Origin of the sequence: Microvirga puerhi, from assembly GCF_020089865.1 — a bacterium.
Classification (GTDB): Bacteria; Pseudomonadota; Alphaproteobacteria; order Rhizobiales; family Beijerinckiaceae; genus Microvirga; species Microvirga puerhi.
Map to the genome: position 1 here is coordinate 258,178 of NZ_JAIRBM010000003.1, position 17,070 is coordinate 275,247.

Annotated in this window: 16 protein-coding genes; 14 read left to right on the plus strand and 2 right to left on the minus strand. The window is 60.9% G+C overall.

The window, feature by feature from the left end; all coding sequences use genetic code 11:
- Window positions 1-45: 45 nt before the first annotated feature.
- From K9B37_RS05600 to K9B37_RS05665, 14 genes are all read left to right on the plus strand, one after another.
- A complete protein-coding gene (locus K9B37_RS05600) occupies window positions 46-1,689 on the plus strand; it encodes a phytoene desaturase family protein (RefSeq protein ID WP_224311934.1) in 1,644 nt (547 codons plus the stop codon).
- A gap of 10 nt (window positions 1,690-1,699) precedes the next feature.
- Window positions 1,700-1,993 (plus strand): muconolactone Delta-isomerase, encoded by a 294-nt coding sequence (locus K9B37_RS05605; protein WP_224311935.1) that lies wholly within the window; start codon window positions 1,700-1,702, stop codon window positions 1,991-1,993.
- A 42-nt stretch (window positions 1,994-2,035) separates the two neighbouring features.
- Complete coding sequence (locus K9B37_RS05610) at window positions 2,036-3,397, plus strand: MFS transporter (protein ID WP_224311936.1); 1,362 nt, start codon at window positions 2,036-2,038, stop codon at window positions 3,395-3,397.
- 29 nt (window positions 3,398-3,426) lie between these two features.
- Window positions 3,427-4,311 carry a LysR substrate-binding domain-containing protein gene (locus K9B37_RS05615; protein WP_224311937.1) on the plus strand — a complete coding sequence of 295 codons (885 nt, stop codon included), beginning with the start codon at window positions 3,427-3,429 and terminating at the stop codon, window positions 4,309-4,311.
- Between the two features lie 96 nt (window positions 4,312-4,407).
- Window positions 4,408-5,685, plus strand: a complete 1,278-nt coding sequence (gene gabT / locus K9B37_RS05620; protein WP_224311938.1) for a 4-aminobutyrate--2-oxoglutarate transaminase — start codon at window positions 4,408-4,410, stop codon at window positions 5,683-5,685.
- A 21-nt stretch (window positions 5,686-5,706) separates the two neighbouring features.
- On the plus strand, window positions 5,707-7,194 hold the full coding sequence (locus K9B37_RS05625; protein WP_224311939.1) for an NAD-dependent succinate-semialdehyde dehydrogenase: 1,488 nt from the start codon (window positions 5,707-5,709) through the stop codon (window positions 7,192-7,194).
- Between the two features lie 526 nt (window positions 7,195-7,720).
- Entirely contained in the window at window positions 7,721-8,473 is a 753-nt protein-coding gene (locus K9B37_RS05630; protein WP_224311941.1) for a FadR/GntR family transcriptional regulator, read from the plus strand.
- 26 nt (window positions 8,474-8,499) lie between these two features.
- Window positions 8,500-9,405 carry an NAD(P)-dependent oxidoreductase gene (locus K9B37_RS05635; RefSeq protein WP_224311942.1) on the plus strand — a complete coding sequence of 302 codons (906 nt, stop codon included), beginning with the start codon at window positions 8,500-8,502 and terminating at the stop codon, window positions 9,403-9,405.
- A gap of 12 nt (window positions 9,406-9,417) precedes the next feature.
- The gene (locus K9B37_RS05640; RefSeq protein ID WP_224311944.1) at window positions 9,418-10,101 is read left to right on the plus strand and encodes an amino acid ABC transporter permease; all 684 of its coding nucleotides are present in this window, start codon (window positions 9,418-9,420) and stop codon (window positions 10,099-10,101) included.
- Window positions 10,102-10,111: 10 nt separating this feature from the next.
- Window positions 10,112-10,780 carry an amino acid ABC transporter permease gene (locus K9B37_RS05645; RefSeq protein WP_224312146.1) on the plus strand — a complete coding sequence of 223 codons (669 nt, stop codon included), beginning with the start codon at window positions 10,112-10,114 and terminating at the stop codon, window positions 10,778-10,780.
- A gap of 19 nt (window positions 10,781-10,799) precedes the next feature.
- Window positions 10,800-11,537 (plus strand): amino acid ABC transporter ATP-binding protein, encoded by a 738-nt coding sequence (locus K9B37_RS05650; RefSeq protein ID WP_224311946.1) that lies wholly within the window; start codon window positions 10,800-10,802, stop codon window positions 11,535-11,537.
- Window positions 11,538-11,576: 39 nt separating this feature from the next.
- On the plus strand, window positions 11,577-12,371 hold the full coding sequence (locus tag K9B37_RS05655; protein WP_224311948.1) for a transporter substrate-binding domain-containing protein: 795 nt from the start codon (window positions 11,577-11,579) through the stop codon (window positions 12,369-12,371).
- A 71-nt stretch (window positions 12,372-12,442) separates the two neighbouring features.
- Window positions 12,443-12,889 carry a ribose 5-phosphate isomerase B gene (gene rpiB / locus K9B37_RS05660; protein WP_224311950.1) on the plus strand — a complete coding sequence of 149 codons (447 nt, stop codon included), beginning with the start codon at window positions 12,443-12,445 and terminating at the stop codon, window positions 12,887-12,889.
- A 35-nt stretch (window positions 12,890-12,924) separates the two neighbouring features.
- The gene (locus tag K9B37_RS05665) at window positions 12,925-13,833 is read left to right on the plus strand and encodes a ribokinase (protein WP_224311952.1); all 909 of its coding nucleotides are present in this window, start codon (window positions 12,925-12,927) and stop codon (window positions 13,831-13,833) included.
- Here the strand turns inward: K9B37_RS05665 and K9B37_RS05670 are convergent.
- Window positions 13,830-14,459, minus strand: coding sequence for an aspartate/glutamate racemase family protein (locus K9B37_RS05670; protein WP_224311953.1), 630 nt, complete (start codon window positions 14,457-14,459; stop codon window positions 13,830-13,832). The two genes, K9B37_RS05665 and K9B37_RS05670, sit on opposite strands and share 4 nt — an antisense overlap.
- Window positions 14,456-17,032, minus strand: coding sequence for a TRAP transporter permease (locus K9B37_RS05675; RefSeq protein ID WP_224311955.1), 2,577 nt, complete (start codon window positions 17,030-17,032; stop codon window positions 14,456-14,458). Before K9B37_RS05675 ends, K9B37_RS05670 begins: the two co-directional genes overlap by 4 nt.
- Window positions 17,033-17,070: the final 38 nt, after the last annotated feature.

A 17,070-nucleotide genomic window follows, 5' to 3' on the forward strand; every position in this document is an offset into this window, starting at 1 on the left:
TTTTCAAGACGTCGAAGCGCCAGCGCGCCTCGCAAGAGGTGATCGGTGACGCACGCCAGGATGGGAATGATGTCGAACACTTTGAATACGCCGACGCATCGGTTTGATGCGATCGTCATCGGCGGGGGCCATAATGGATTGATCTCGGCTGCCTACCTCGGGCGGGCAGGATTCAAGGTTGCCGTTCTCGAGGCGAGGGACAGTCTCGGCGGCCCCTGCGGGACTTATGAGTTCATGCCGGGATACCGCACGGCCTTCACCAATTCTCCTGGAAGCTTCGAGCCGCGGTTCATTCAGGAACTGGATCTGCCGAAATTCGGCCTGCAGTTTGTTCGGACGGATCCGACGGTCGTTCATCCTTTCCCAAGCCGCTGTTTCCTGGGTTGGCGTGATCGCGATAAAATTGCCGAGCAGCTGAATGCCTATGCGGCAGGTGAGGCCGATCGTTACTTTGGCCTCCTGAGTTCGCTCGAGGAACTGGGACGTCATCTCGGGACATCCCTCTTTCAGGCGTCTCCAGATCCGGTGGCGATTGCGCGGAACCTTCCGAAGGATCAGGAAAGCCTGTTCCATCGCGTCTTCTTCGGAAGTCTTCGCCATCTCCTCGACGAGGAACTGGAATCGGAGGAAGCGAAAGCTCTTCTCGGTATGGTCTCATTGAATGCGACGCTTGCTCCTCCATCCGCGCCGGGCACGGCCATAGGCTTGATGCTGAGGCCCCTTTCTCTGGCGTCATCGCCCGCTCTCGATGCGGACGATCCCCGCAGGGCCGCACTGCGAGGCTCGACAGGCCTGCCTGTCGGCGGGATGGGCGCGATCATCGACGCGCTTGCGGCCTGCTGTCGCTCCCAAGGTGCCGTCATCAAAACGAGCACGCCGGTTACGAGAATTCTGCATCGCAATGGGCAATCCGTCGGCGTCGTCACCGATAACGGAGACGAATATCAGGCGCCGGTGATCGTCTCGGCGATGAACGTATCCCGTCTCTTCGCCGATCTTCTGGATGACGATGCTGTCGGAACCGATCTCCGCAGAACGGTCTCCGCGGTTCCCATGCGCGGGTCGGCATTCAAGCTCGCCCTCGCGCTGGACGGCCTGCCCCGTTATGCGGGACTGCCCTCCGGGGTCGATCAGCAACAGATCGCCGGTGTCCAGTTCAGGATCGCGCCGTCGCTTGCCTATATCGAGCGCGCCGTTGCCGACGGATTGAGTGGCGTATCGGCGCGCGAACCCATCATGTGGGGACTCATTCCCTCCGTATCTTCGCCTGATTTGGCGCCGCAAGGACATCACATCCTCAGCGTCAATGTCTGGCACGCACCTTATGAGCTGCGTGAGGGGGCCTGGGAAACGGAACGGGACGTGTTCGGCAATCGCTGCATCGAGATTCTGTCCAGCCTCATGCCTGATCTGCATGAACGCATCGTGGGGCACCGTTTCATAGATCCTGTCGAAATGGAAGACGAGTTGGGACTGGTGCAGTCCAACATCACACACGGCGACATGCTTCCGGGAGCGCTGTTCGGTGCCCGGCCGCATCGGTCCATCCATAATTATCGAACCCCGCTGAAAGGCCTGTACCTGTCTGGGGCAGGAACATGGCCAGGCGGATACGTCACGGGCATTCCCGGCTTCAACGCCAGCAATGCCGTACTCGAGGATCGTGCGCGGATGCGTGCGAGTGCATAAGGAGAAGACCATGGAATTTCTAGTCAACATCAAGCTGCGCTGGTCGGAGAACATGGATCCCGACTTCAAGAACAAGATCATCAAGGAAGAGCGTGCTCACGCAGCAGAACTCATCAAGCAGGGCCACTTGGTCCGCATGTGGCGTGTTCCGTGCCGGTTCGAGAATTGGGGAATCTGGCGCGCGAAAGATGCGACCGAGCTACACGACATCATCACCGGACTTCCGGCAAATCCCTGGATGCATGACGTCACGGTCCATCCTCTCGCCAAGCATGCCGTCGATCCGACGCCGTATAATGCGTAACTGAGAAGAGCTGAAACGTCGGTGTTGCCAAGACCTCAAGCGATGGACGGATTGCCGACACCGCAGCGTCATTGGGCCATGATGGCGGTCGCTATCGCCATCATTATGGCTGTTCTGGATGGAACGCTGATCAACTTGGCGCTGCCTCTGATGGCGCACGATCTCGGCGCGAGCCCATCTCTGGTCGTATGGGTGGTCAGCTCCTACCAGCTCGTCATTACCGTCTCTCTGTTCCCCTTTTCGGCGCTCGGCGACCGGATCGGCTATCGGGCGGTATTCATCGGCGGGATGTTGCTCTTCACGAGCGCATCCCTTGCTTGTGCCTTGGCCCCTTCCGTCTTCTCTCTCATCGGGGCCCGTGTCGTTCAGGGGCTGGGTGCTTCAGCCCTGATGAGCGTGAACATTGCGCTCATCCGCTATATCTTTCCCAAGCATGCGCTCGGACGCGGCATCGGTTACAACACGCTCATCGTGGCGCTCTCCGCCAGTGCCGGACCCTCGCTCTCAGCGGCGATTCTTTCGATCGCGCCGTGGCCGTGGCTGTTCGGCATCAACGTGCCATTGGGAATTGCGGCTTTGATCATCGCCGTTCTCTCCTTGCCCAGAACGCCCATCCGTATTCAGAGCTTCGATCTGTCCGGCTCGATCTTGAGTGCGGTGGCGATCGGGTCTCTCGTCATCACCGCCGATGGCCTGGATCGGCGGAGCGAGAACCATCTCTATGCAGCCCTTCAAATTCTCGTCGTTTGCGGACTTCTCCTCTGGCTTTATCGCGATCAGAGCCGCAAGGCCCATCCCGCCATTCCGATCGACATTCTTCGGATTCCGAGTGTAGGCCTCTCGGCGCTGACATCGACACTGTGCTATGTGGTGCAAAGCCTCAGTTACGTTGGCTTGCCCTTCCTGTTTCATTCTGTCATCGGCTTCTCCGTGCCGGAAGCCGGCCTTCTAATGACTGCATGGCCCCTCGCGCTTGCCCTGATTTCTCCCGTGTCGGGTCGTTTATCGGATCGATATTCCGCCGGCCTTCTCGGCACTCTTGGGCTCACGCTTCTCTCTCTAGGCCTTGCCCTGCTCATTTTCATGCCGCACCAGCCGGCCGTTGCAGACGTTTTCTGGCGCATGGGAGTGTGCGGGCTCGGTTTCGGTTTGTTCCAGGCGCCCAACAGCAAGGCGATCGTCGCGGGCAGCCCGCTCCATCGCACGGGCGCGGCGAGCGCGCTCCAGTCCGCGGCTCGCCTCCTCGGTCAGACCCTGGGCGCGGCCCTGGTGGCGGCCCTGCTGACGCAGGACTTGGGAGAAGCTTCTGCCGAGCTTCTCGCCATTGCCCTTGGATTTTCCCTCGTGGGCTGTGCGGCGAGCTTCCTGCGAACCATTCTTAAAGATAAAGAAGGAGCTACATGACGAGGTTGATGCCCTAGGAAAATGGATTCATGCGGCTTCCTTCTTTGACAGCTCTGCGGGCCTTCGAGGCCGTCGGCAGAACGGGGAGCATCCGTGCCGCAGGTGAGGAGCTGGCGATCAGCCCGACCGTTGTTTCAAGACATATCCAGAATCTGCAGGCGGACTTGGGCGTGACGCTGGTGGAGCATCGGGGCAGAGGTGTCGTCCTGACTGCTGTGGGCGAGCAGTACCACAGGCAGATCGAGCGGGCTTTCGATCTGCTGCGGCGGGCGACGCATGTCGCCAAAACCAAGAGCCGGGAGAATCTGACCATCTGGTGCATTCCCGGACTGGCAACGGTCAAACTTCTCCCACGCCTGCCTGAGCTCGAGGCTCGCCTGGGTGGCGGAAACATCACCTTGCAACCCACCTTGTCCCGCCCCGACTTCTCGCGTGACGAAGCCGATGCGGAAATTGTCTATCTGAGCGATCCACCCAGCAATGATGGCCTCCGGGCAGAGCGCTTGGCGAATCCACGGGTTTTTCCTGTCGCCAGCCCGGCCCTACTTGCCCGGTTCCAGGACATCCAATCGCCTGCCGACCTGCCGAAGCTTCCGCTGATCCATGAGGATTCGACGGCGCAATGGGAAATCTGGCTCAGGCGCGCCGGTGTCGCCGATATTCCCATGCTCCAGGGACCGCGCCTGTGGCATGCCCATCTTGCCATAGAGGCGGCCAAGATCGGGCAGGGCGTCGCCATCGCCAATGCCCTCCTCGTGGAAGAAGACCTGAGGCTCGGGCGGCTGGTTGAGATCGTGCCTTCCGAGGTTTATCTCGGATCGTACTATCTGATCGCTCCTCACGATGCATGGAGCAGCCGGTCCATTCAAATGCTTTTCGACTGGCTGGTATACGTTCTCAAACCGCCTCCCTGATTGCTGCATTGAATGCAGCAATCAGGGCCAAAGAAGCTGATTGTTGAAGAAGGCTTGGGGCCATTATCTCGTGAAGCGCAGCCACATGAGGTTCCCATGACGACGAATGCCGATCTCCTTACCCGCCGCAATGCCGCCATCGTGCGCGGGGTTGGTCATACGACGCCGATTTCGGCATCGCGGGCGCTCAATGCGGAAATCTGGGACGTGGAAGGCCGGCGCTATGTCGATTTCGCTGGCGGAATTGCGGTCCTGAATACCGGTCATTGCCACCCAAAGATCATCGCCGCGGTGCAGGAGCAGATGGCGCGGTTTACGCATACCTGCTTCCAGGTGCTGATGTACGAGCCCTATATTGAGCTGGCGGAGCGCCTGAATGCTCTAGCGCCTATTCCCGGTCCCCTCAAGTCGGTCTTCTTCACGACGGGCGCGGAAGCGACGGAGAATGCAGTCAAGATCGCGCGTGCCGCGACGGGACGCACGGGCGTGATTGCTTTCACGGGCAGCTTCCACGGACGCACCATCCTGGCCTCCGCTTTGACGGGCAAGGTCGTGCCCTACAAGAAAGGGTTGGGGCCGGCTCTGCCGGAGGTTTGGCATGTCCCGTTCCCGACGCTGCACAATGGCGTCACGACAGAGGACGCCCTGAAATACCTCGACTTCATCTTCAAGGCGGATGTCGATCCCTCGCGGATTGCTGCGATCATCATCGAGCCTGTGCAGGGCGAGGGTGGTTTCCATCAGGTGCCGGCAGACCTCATGCATGCTCTTCGAGCGGTGTGCGATCAGCACGGCATCGTCCTCATTGCGGACGAAGTGCAGACGGGTTTCGGGCGTACTGGCAAGATGTTCGCCATGGAGCACTATGATGTGTCTCCGGACCTGATCTGCGTGGCGAAGAGTCTGGCAGGTGGCTTCCCGCTCTCCGGCGTGATCGGCAAGGCGCCCATCATGGATGCAGCGGATCCTGGCGGCCTCGGCGGGACTTATGCGGGCAATCCACTGGCCTGCGCCGCTGCTCTGGCCGTTCTCGATGTATTCGAGGAAGAAAGGTTGCTTCAGCGCGCCGTGGCCATTGGCCAGCGCCTTGAGGCATGGTTGAAACAGGCGCAGAGCCGCAATGACCTTCTGCCGATTGCCGACGTTCGGGGACCGGGAGCGATGATCGCCTTCGACATCGTGAAGGATCGCGGTGGCCGCGAGCCTGATGCTGCAGCGACCAAGCGGGTCATTCAGCAGGCCTACGAAGGCGGTCTGATCCTTCTCTCATGTGGCACGAACGCCAACACGATCCGCATCCTGGTACCATTGACAGCCGAGGAAACGATCGTCGATGAAGGATTGGAGATTCTGGGACAGGCGCTTGCGGCCTAAATTCGAGATCGGAGTTACGTGATGACTGCGCATTATTCTCCTGCGGAGCGCCGCATTTTGGATCTGCAGGATCCGGCTCTGTTGACGGATCGGGCCTATGTGGCGGGCGAATGGATCGAGGCTGCGTCGGGTCGATCGATCCCGGTAAGCGATCCGTTCGATGGCGCCGTGCTGGCTCATGTTCCCGATCTCGGACCGGAGACGGTACGTACGGCCATCGACAAGGCCTACGAGGTGCAAAAGGACTGGGCAAAGCGTCCTGCCAAGGAGCGCGCCGCAGTGCTCCGGCGGTGGTACGATCTCATCGTCACTCATTCCGATGACTTGGCTCTGATCCTGACCAGCGAACAGGGTAAGCCGCTGGCGGAGGCCAAGGCCGAGATCCTGTCGAACGCGGCCTATCTCGAGTGGTTCGCGGAAGAGGCCAAGCGGATCTATGGGGATGTGATCCCTTCAGCGCGTTCTGATCAGCGGATCGTCGTGCTCAAGCAGCCGGTCGGTGTCTGCGCGGCCATCACGCCCTGGAACTTCCCGAATGGCATGATCACCCGCAAGGTCGGGCCCGCTCTTGCCGCCGGCTGCACCATGGTGCTCAAGCCGGCAGCGCAGACCCCTCTATCGGCCCTCGCCCTGGCGGTACTGGCCGAGCGAGCTGGTGTTCCGAAAGGCGCTTTCTCGGTCGTGACGGGTGCTGCCGAGCCGATCGGACGGGAGTTCTGCCACAATCCCAAGGTGGCCAAGATCACCTTCACAGGTTCAACCAAGGTCGGGCGCTGGCTCATGAAGGAGGCGGCGGACGGGATCAAGCGCCTGTCCCTGGAACTCGGCGGCAATGCGCCGTTCATCGTGTTCGACGATGCGGATCTCGACGCTGCGGTCGAAGGCGCGATGATCTCCAAGTTCCGCAATGCCGGCCAGACCTGCGTGTGCGCCAACCGCATCTACGTCCAGGCTGGAGTCGTCGAGGCCTTTACGCAAAAGTTGAGCGCGAAGGTCAAGGAGCTCAAGCTCGGGCGTGGTACGGAGGCCGGCGTGGTCATGGGGCCGCTGATCGACGACCGCGCGGTCGCCAAGATGGAGGAGCATGTCGCCGACGCCTTGAGCCATGGCGGGACGCTCGTGCTCGGAGGTCAACGCTCGTCGCTGGGCAGCACGTTCTTCGAGCCGACCGTGATTACCGGCGTGACGCAGGCGATGAAAGTGGCGAAGGAAGAGACCTTTGCGCCTTTGGCACCGATCATTTCCTTCCGCGACGAGGCGGAGGTCATCGCCATGGCCAACGATACGGAATTCGGCCTTGCGTCGTACTTCTATGCCAAGGAGCTTGGACGGGTGTGGCGCGTCGCGGAGGCGCTCGAGAGCGGCATGGTCGGCGTCAACACGGGCCTCCTCGCCAATGAGGCCGCGCCCTTCGGCGGCATCAAGCAATCGGGCCTGGGGCGCGAGGGCTCCAAGTATGGCATCGAAGGTTTCCTCGAAACCAAATATCTCTGCCTCACAGGGATGTGAATGATGTTGCGGATCGCGCAACCATAATGCGCGATCATCGAACCAGACTGTGTATCGATAAGGATTTGGAGGAGGCCAACGCCTCCTCCAAAATTTTTTGATTGCTGCGCTGACAATTCCAACTGGGGGAGCATGGTCGAATTCTTTTTTGTTCGGCCGTAGCGCTTCCCCAAGCCATCCTCCGAAAATAAATTTCGCCCGGCCGATCTGTGGATTCCGCCGCCATCGACGCGCTGCGCTGCGAGTCGAAATTGCTGTTTCCACGATTTGCCGGGCGTTGGATTCCGATCTCCAAGACGCTGAAAACAAACGCGGTTTCTTGAAGCTTGCGGCCCGAATCGGGCTGCGTCCGGCTCCAGCCGAATCGTCGATCCAGCATGCCTTCCTGTCTTCCAAGATCCGTGTCGGAGATCCCGACGCGCCGAGCGGTTTCGAGCCGGAATCTCCGAAAAGAAGAGTTGATCTGACGTAGGGGAATTGACCCGTGTCCCGTGGTATGTATTCTGGTCTGACCAAGGAATGATAAATGACCGCTGATCTTGAAATCACGCGGCTTGGGGAGAGCGGGAGCAAGGGCTTTGAGAAGGTGTTCGCGTTTCTGCGCGAGCGGCTGCTCGAAGGTGCTTTGCGTCCTGGTGATCAGCTCATCCCCGAGCGAGAACTCGCTGCGCAGCTTGGCGTCAGTCGACCGATCTTGCGGGAGGCGCTTCGGGCGCTGACCGTGCTGGGGGTCGTGGAAATCCGAGGCCGTGCCGGTACGGTCGTCCGGCGTCCGGACCTTTCCGTCCTCAACGAATTCTTCACCTTCGCACTCGCGCAGCAGTCGGATGTCATCGACGACGTCATGCAGGCGCGTATCGCCATCGAATGCCAAGCGATCAGGATTGCCGCGGAGCGGGCCACCATCTCCGATTTCGAAAAGCTCCAGAGAGCGCTCGGGCGCATTGCCGAGACGATCGACGATCCGGATGCAGGCAGCGCCGCGGACTATGAATTTCATCGCACGGTCGTTGCGGCTTCGAAGTCCGAAATGTTGATTGCCCTTTATGACTCCATCGCCGGAATCTTGAGGCGGTCGCATCATGATCGCCGCGAGCTCCTTCTGGCCTTCGACACCATGAAATCCTACCTCGTTGAAGATCACCGGCGGGTGTTCGACGCCATTGTCGCGCGGGATCCGGAGCGGGCGGACCGTGTGCTGCGCGAGCACTTCGCAATCGGCGACGAATTTCGCCGACGTGCCGCGATCGGTGACACGCAGCGGCGCAGCGCATCCTGAATCAATTATAAGAACGAGAAGACGTTATGGGACGAAACGAACAGAAGAAGGGCAGCGTGGCCTTCATCGGTCTGGGCACGATGGGCCATCATATGGCGCTGAATCTGCTCCGGGCTGGACATCCTGTCGCCGCCTTTGACGTCCGAAAGGAAGCGATCGACAGCCTCGTCGCTCAGGGCGTCGTGGCTGCCGCGAGTCCGGCCGATGCGGCAAGGAGCGCCGACATCGCTATCTCCATGCTTCCGGACACACCGCATGTCGAAGAGGTTATCTACGGCGAAAGCGGAATCCTGGCCTCTCCTCCCCCCGGTCGGCTGGTCGTCGACATGAGTACGATCTCGCCCGTTGCCGTTCGGCGGATGTATGCTGATCTCAAAGCGGTTGGCGTCGACTTTATCGATGCTCCCGTGTCGGGAGGGCCAATCGGAGCGAAGAATGCGGCGCTTTCCATCATGGCTGGCGGCAGCGCCGATGCATTCACGCGTGCAGAGCCGTACTTCCATGCCATGGGGACGACCATTGCTCATGTGGGCGAGAGTGGTGCTGGACAAACCGTGAAGCTCTGTAACCAGCTCGTCTGCGCCATCAACATTCAAGCGATCTGCGAAGCCCTGGCGTTGGGCCGAGCATCGGGTGTCGATCTCGACCAGCTCCGCGGCGTTCTGCTCGGTGGTTCGGCTTCCTCCTGGATGCTTGATAAGCTCGGGCCAGCTATGATCGCCGGTGACGCGTCCGCAGGTTTTCGCATCGACTTGATGTTGAAAGACCTGCGTCTTGTCCAGGAGCAGGCTCTGTCGCTTGCTGTACCTCTGCCGGCAACCGCTCTCGCAACGAGTCAATATGTCGAAGCCCGCGCACATGGCGAAGGGTCGAATGGCAATCAAGCGCTTTTCCGGGTCTACGATCGCATGATCAATCGGACGAATGTCTGACGAGCGGGCGGCATGAACCTGAACCTGGATTTCGGTGCCATCCTCGAACGATGGCCGATGTTTCTGGACGGGGCCATCCTCACGCTCCAGCTCGCGTCGCTCGCAACCATCCTGGGTGCCGTGATCGGCATTTTGGGAGCCATCGGCCGGCGTAGCCGCAATCCTGTGATCGTTCGGATTTGCGGTATCTATGTGGAGGCGATTCGCAATACGCCGCTGCTCGTCCAGATCTTTCTGGTCTATTTCGGGCTCGCCAGCCTTGGATTGAAATTCTCCGCCTTCGCGGTGGCGGCCCTGGCGCTGACGATCAACGTCGGAGCCTACGCCACGGAAATCATCCGCGCGGGCTTCGATTCTATTCCCCGCGGTCAGATCGAGGCGGCTGAAGGACTCGCGCTCTCACGCACGCAGATCTATTGGCACATTGTCCTTCTGCCGGCGATTGAGAAGGTCTATCCGGCGCTCACCAGCCAGTTCGTTCTGCTGATGCTTGCCTCGTCCGTGACATCGCAGATTTCCGCCGAGGAGCTCACGGCCGTCGCCAACTTCGTGCAGTCGGACACCTACCGCGCCTTCGAGACCTATATCCTGGTCGCTGTCTTGTACATTCTTCTGTCCCTGATCATGCGCCTTGGCTTCTGGCTGCTGGGTCTGGCGATCTTTCCGCGCCGCCGTCGTCTGCGCACGGCCCTGTGAGGAGGACATGATGGGCGGATCGCTGAATGCCAATCACTTCATGTTTCTCTTGCAGGGCGCGCTCTGGACAGTTGGGTTGTCCGCGATCGCTCTCGTTGGCGGCGGCATCGTCGGCTTCATAATCGCCCTCTGCCGTATCTCGCCCAATGCCATCGTGCGGATCATGAGCGCTGGATACGTCCAGCTCATCCAGGGGACGCCGCTCCTCGTCATCATGTTCCTCAGTTACTTCGGCCTTCCAGCGATCGGCATTCCGATCTCCCCGCTTGCTGCCGCGAGCGCCTCGCTGACGATCTATGTTGCGGCCTATCTCGGGGAAATCTGGCGCGGATGCATCGAATCCGTTCCACGGCCTCAATGGGAGGCGGCGGAGGGACTTGCCCTGAGCCGGACGCAACGGATGGCGAAGGTTATCCTGCCGCAAGCCATCCGGATCGCGACACCTCCCACCGTCGGCTTCATGGTTCAGATCATCAAGAACACGTCTCTCGCCTCCGTCGTCGGCTTTGTCGAACTCGCGCGGTCCGGGCAGATCATCAACAATTCTCTGTTCGAACCCTTCCTCGTCTATTCCATCATCGCGGTCGTGTACTTCGCTCTTTGCTATCCGCTGTCGCGGCTCAGCCGTCGGCTCGAAAGGCATGGTGGCCCGGGCCGTCTCGAACTCGAAGCCGCCTGACATGCGAGAGGTATCGCTCATGCAGACCAATGCTTCTGTCGTATCCTTCCGGAGCGTCGAAAAAAGCTTCGGCGCGTTGAAGGTCCTGGACGGCGTGGATTTCGAAGTCGCACGCGGAGAAGTCCTGGTCATTATCGGTCGCAGTGGATCCGGAAAGAGCACCGCTCTCCGCTGCATCGATCGATTCGAGACCATCGATAGCGGCGAGATTGTCGTCTGCGGGCACCGTGTGAGCGATCCGAAGCTCGATCTGCGGAGGCTCCGTCAGGACGTTGGCATCGTCTTTCAGAGCTATAATCTGTTTCCTCATCTGACCATCGAAGAGAACATCACCCTTGCGCCATGCGCGGTGAAGCGCATCAGCAAGGCCGAAGCCAAGCGGAAGGCTCGGCAAGTTCTCGCGCAGGTCGGGCTTGAGGATAAGCTCAACTCCTATCCCGAACAGCTCTCCGGCGGCCAGCAGCAGCGAGCGGCAATTGCCCGCTCCCTCGCCATGCAGCCAAAGGTCATGCTGTTTGACGAGGTGACCTCCGCCCTTGATCCCGAACTCACGGGCGAGGTGCTGAAGGTCATCGAGACGCTTGCTGCGGATGGCATGACCATGGTGATGGTCACGCACGAGATGGGATTTGCCAAGGGGATCGCCAACCAGGTGGTGTTCATGCATCGCGGGAAAGTCCGTGAGGCCGGCCCGGCAAGCATCCTCACCTCGCCGGCGACATCCGAACTCGCCCAGTTCGTCGGAACTGGGCTCTAACAGTGCCAATAAGCACGCAGAATATAGGGAGACGACCATATGGTGAAACGCTCAATCCTCGCCGCTGCCCTCACAACGGTCTGCATGGCCGCATTAGGTGCCACGGCTGCGAAGGCGGATCTGTTGTCCGACATCACGAGCGCGAAGAAGATCCGTATTGCGACGGACCTTGCTATCCCACCGTCGGGTATGATCGACTCGAACATGAAGCCGACCGGTTCCGACGTGGAAACTGCTCAGCTTCTGGCGAAGGATTGGGGCCTTGAGCTCGAATTCGTCCAGACCACGGGTGCAACCCGCATTCCCAACGTTCAGACCGGCAAGGCCGACATCATCGTTTCGACCCTTTCAGTGACGCCGGAGCGCGCAAAGGTGATCGACTTTACGAAGGCCTATGCTGCCTTGAAGTCTTCCGTCGGCTGCCTCAAGTCCGTCGATGTCAAGGGCTGGGACGATCTGAAGGGGAAGACGATCGCGGTATCCCGGGGAACCACCCAGGATACGGAATTGTCGAAGATGAAGGATCGCAATCTGCAAATTGCACGCTATGACGACGATGCCACCATGGTGACAGCAGCCGTTTCGGGCCAAGCCGATTGTGTCGCGACCTCCGATACGATTATCAACCAGATCGGCGTCAAGAATCCTGCACGGCCCTTCGAACCGAAGGTTCTGATCCAGAATTTCGATCTAGCTATTGGCGTGCGCAAAGGAGAGCCCCAGCTCGTCGAGAAGCTGAACGAGTGGATCGCGACGAACCTGAAGAATGGCAAGCTGAACGAGATCTACAAGAAATTTCACGGCAGCGAATTGCCGGCCGAAATGCGCGGTTGACCGCATATGACCCGAGCGGTGCCCCATGAGGGCACCGCTCAACCACTACTCCTCAAGCAAAGGAATAATAAATGCGTCTCGCCATTGGTTCGGATCATGCCGGCTGGGCCCTCAAGAAGACCGTCATCGACCATGTCCGCTCCCTGGGACACGAGATCATCGACGTAGGCTCTTTCGATGACAAGCCCGTGGACTTTCCCGATATTGCCCGCGAGGTCGCGCGCAAGGTAACCTCGGGCGAGGTCGAACGGGGCATCATGGTCTGCGGAACCGGGGTTGGTGCCTCCATCGCGGCCAACAAGATGAAGGGCATCCGGGCGGCCGTGTGCCACGACATTCATTCAGCTCACCAGTCGGTGGAGCATGATGATGTCAATGTCATGTGCATCGGTGCCCAGATCGTGGGGCCATGGCTCGCGCAGGATCTCATTTCGTCCTATCTTTCGGCAACATTTTCTACGGATGAGGACTTCCGGCGTCGCGTCGACAAGCTCCACGCAATGGACGCGAAAGGCTGAGGAAGCCCAGAGATCTGAAAAAGAAAGCGGCCGACATGATCCTTGTTTTCGGGTCAATCAATATCGATCTCGTTGCACGGGTGACTGCGATTCCGCGCCCAGGTGAAACGGTTCTGTCGGCGCGCTACGACACGTTGTTTGGCGGGAAAGGCGCGAATCAGGCAGTAGCGGCCGCACGGGCATCCGAAGCGGGGCGCGTCGCAATGGCTGGCCGCGTCGGAAGCGATGCGTTCGGTGCGTCTGCCCGCGCCAATCTCGATCATAACGGCGTTCAGACGGACCTTATCGCCATCGGCGAGGAGCCGACCGGCTGCGCCTTCATTACCGTGGACGAGCGCGGCGAGAACGCCATCACGGTCGCGAGCGGGGCCAATGCAATTGTGGCGGCTTCGATGGTTCCTGCATCAACGCTCGATGCCTCGACCCTCGCAGTGCTTCAGATGGAGGTGCCTTTCACAGCCTCGTTGGAGGTCGCGCGGCGTGTTCGAGAGGCCGGCGGCCAGGTCGTCTGGAACTTTGCGCCAGCTCCGCCGGCCTTCAGGACGGAGGATCTATCCAAGCTTCTCGGCACAACGGACGTCTTCATCGTCAACGAGCACGAGGCCATCGCAGCCGCGGAGGTGCTCGGTCATACGACGACAGATTTCGAGCAGGCAGGGGCCGTGCTGTCCCAGGCCAGCCAAGGGGTCTGCGTCGTAACAGCCGGCGCGCGCGGTGCCATCGCATGTTTTCCCAACGGTGAGCGTGTGATCGCGAAAGCCGAGCGGATCGTGCCAGTGGATACGACGGGCGCGGGAGATACGTTCGTCGGCATTCTGGCTAGCGCCCTGGACGAGGGTTTTTCTTTCGGCTCGGCTTTGGAGCGGGCAGTTCGCGGAGCCTCCATGGCTTGCCTCACCCACGGAGCGCAAACCGGAATGCCGACACGTCGCGAGCTAGACTAGGTCAGAAGCGCTCGTAGTTTTCGCACAGCACTGTCGGGTGTCGTGAGGACGGGCCGGCCACAGGCCGCAGCGACGGCGTTGGCTGCCCGGGCAAGGCTGAACTGGGCGAGTGCGACGACATCGCAGTCCCGGAGCTTTGTCGCAGCCTTTGCCGCAAGGCGGTCATGGGTAGGGCCATCGCCGCCATCCAGGGCAGCGAGGGCACCCTCGATGAGCATCGGCACGAGCGTGACACCAGGAGGGAACTCGGGTGGCATCGAGGCAAGCGTCGGTGCAAAGGTTGCCATCAGCCCGACCCGGGAGCCACGTGCACAGGCCTCCTCGATCATCGCCTCGTTCGGCTTGAGCACGGGGGTGTCCGGCAGATCCTCCTTCACGGCATCGATGCAGGGTCCGAAGGCCGAGCAGGTGAAAAGGATTCCGTCGGCTCCCGTGTCACGCGCATAGCGTCCGAGCCGCAGGAAGCGCTCCGTCATGGTCGGGGTGAGCGCGCCGTCCCTTGCGAGATCACGGGAAAGCGAGTCGTCGAGAAGGTTCATCAGCGTCGGCTCTGGCCAGAGCCGACGGAACGCATCCTCGATCGGGGGCGGCGAATGGCGAAGCGCATGAATGAGCGCGATCCTCATGCGGCTGCCCTCCGACGGCGTTGCAGACTGATGATGAGGCCGAGCAGCGCTAGGGCCGGCAAGGTCGCCCAATAAGGGCTTGGGCGGTCGGTAGGCACCAGCACGGACTGGACCGTATCTCCCGGCTGAAGCCCATATTTGGCAGCCTCGCTGCCGAGTGCCGCCGAGCGCACGATCATCTCGTCGCCCTGTTTGGCCAGGATGAGCCCGGTCGCCCGGAGCCGTTGGTCCGATGGGCCCTCGCTTCGCAGGCTGAGGCGGACCAGCTTCTCGACATCGTCGCCGGCACGGCTTTGGCTCTGAACGCGCAGGCGGAGTGTCCCGTCCTGCGGAACCGTGTCCACATAAGCCGCAATGGTGTCCGGTCCCTTGGGTTCATAGGCCGGCGCCAGAAGGTTGAGCCAGAAATGCGGGCGGAACAGGGTAAAGCAGATGAGAAGCAGCGCCAGCGTTTCCCAAATCCTGTTGCGGACGAGAAGCCAATTCTGGCTCGCAGCCACGAAGCAGGCCATGCCGACGATGGCGCAGGCAAGCACCAGGGAGAATTGCCACCAGCTCTGGATGTCGATGAGCAGGATCTCCGTGTTGAAGATGAAGATGAAGGGCAGGAGGCCGGTGCGGATCTCGTATTTGAAGCCCTGGATACCCGTCTTCACCGGATCGGCGCCGGAGATCGCCGCCGCGGCATAGGCCGCCAAGCCGACAGGGGGCGTCACGTCCGCCATCAGTCCAAAATAGAAGACGAAGAGATGGACGGCGACGAGAGGTATCGCAAGATCATTCTGTGCCGCGACCTCGATCAGCACAGGCGCCATGAGCGTTGCGACGACGACGTAGCTTGCCGTGGTCGGCATGCCCATGCCCAGCACCAGACAGATGCCCGCCGTCAACAGAAGCATGATGATCAGGTTTCCGCCGGAGAGGGCTTCCACGATCTCCGTCATCACGAGACCGATGCCGGTCAGCGCGACCGTGCCGACGATGATGCCGGCGGTCGCCGTCGCGATGCCGACGCCGGTCATGTTGCGCGCCGCAGCTTCGAGCGCATCGATGAATTCGCCGGCGCCGCGCCGCACGCCATCGGTCATGTCACGGCCGCCACGGAAGAAGGCGACGATGGGTCGTTGCGTGAGGATGACGAAGGCGAGGGTCATCGTGCCCCAGAACGCGGCGAGGCCGGGGGACATTTCCTCGACAAGCAGACACCAGATCAACACGATGACCGGGATGAGATAATGCAGGCCTGTCCGCGCCGTCTCATAAAAGTCGGGAACCGTCATGGTCGGTCGGGTCGGATCATCCTCAGGCAGATCGGGATGCCGGGCCTTGTTCCAGAGCAATCCAATATAGGCCGCGGCGAGGCCGATCCCGATGACGCCAGGCGCATGGGTGCCAAGAGCCGCCTTTACGGCGCTTAAGAGAAAATAGACCACACCGGCGAGAATGATGAGGCCGCACCAGGTCGCGAGCGCTTTCACCAAGCGTTGGGAGAAAGGGTGCCGGCGTGTATGGGGAGCACCGGCCAGACCCATCTTCATCGCCTCGATATCGACGATATAGAACAGGGCACCGTAGGTCAGCAGCGCCGGAATGAAGGCGTGCTTCACCACCTCGGCATAGGAAATGCCGACGTATTCGGCGATGAGGAAGGCAGCTGCTCCCATGACCGGAGGCATGAGCTGCCCGTTGACGCCGGCCGCGCATTCGATGGCGCCGGCCTTCACGGCCGGATAGCCGACTCGCTTCATCAGCGGAATCGTGAAAGTCCCGGTCGTCACCGTGTTGGCGATCGACGATCCGGAGATCATGCCCGTCATGCCTGATGCGACGACGCCGGCCTTCGCCGGGCCGCCGCGATAGTGGCCGAGCAGGGAATAGGCCAGCTGGATGAAGTAGTGGCCCGCGCCGGCTTTCTCGAGAAGAGTGCCAAACAGTACGTAGAGAAAGATGAAGCTCGTCGAAACGCCGATGGCGACGCCGAACACGCCCTCTGAGGTCAACCACATCTGCGACGCGGCTCGTGCGAGCGAGGCACCGCGATGGGCGAAAAGTCCGCCAAGCCAGGGGCCGGCGAAAATATAGACCAGCATTAGGGTGGCGATGACCGCGAGCGCAGGACCGACGGCGCGACGGGCGGCCTCCAGAAGGACTAGGATGCCCGTGACTGCGACGACGATGTCGAGAGTTGTCGGCAGGCCGGGGCGCTGAGCGAGGTCGCGATAGAAAAAGAAGAGATACAGAGCCGAGGCGGCGCCGAGGCCAGCCAGGATCCAATCGTAAAGCGGCACGTAGGCGCGTGGTGACGCCTTGGCGCGCGGGAAGGTCAGGAACGCGAGAACCATCGCGAAAGCAAGATGGATCGCACGGGCCTCCGAATCATTGAAGACACCGATTCTTAGGGTGAACGGCAGCGGGGATGCATACCAGATCTGGAACAGTGACCATGCCACCGCCGTCCAGAAAATGAAGGTTCGCGTCGTGCCCTTCGGTTTGCGGCCGCCCGTATCGGCTTCGGCCACCATCTCTTCCAGCTCGGCGCGTGTTGCCGTGGCGCTTTCTTCGATGCGCATCATTGTTATTCCCCCTTTGAATAAGAAAGGCGGGCCGCCCC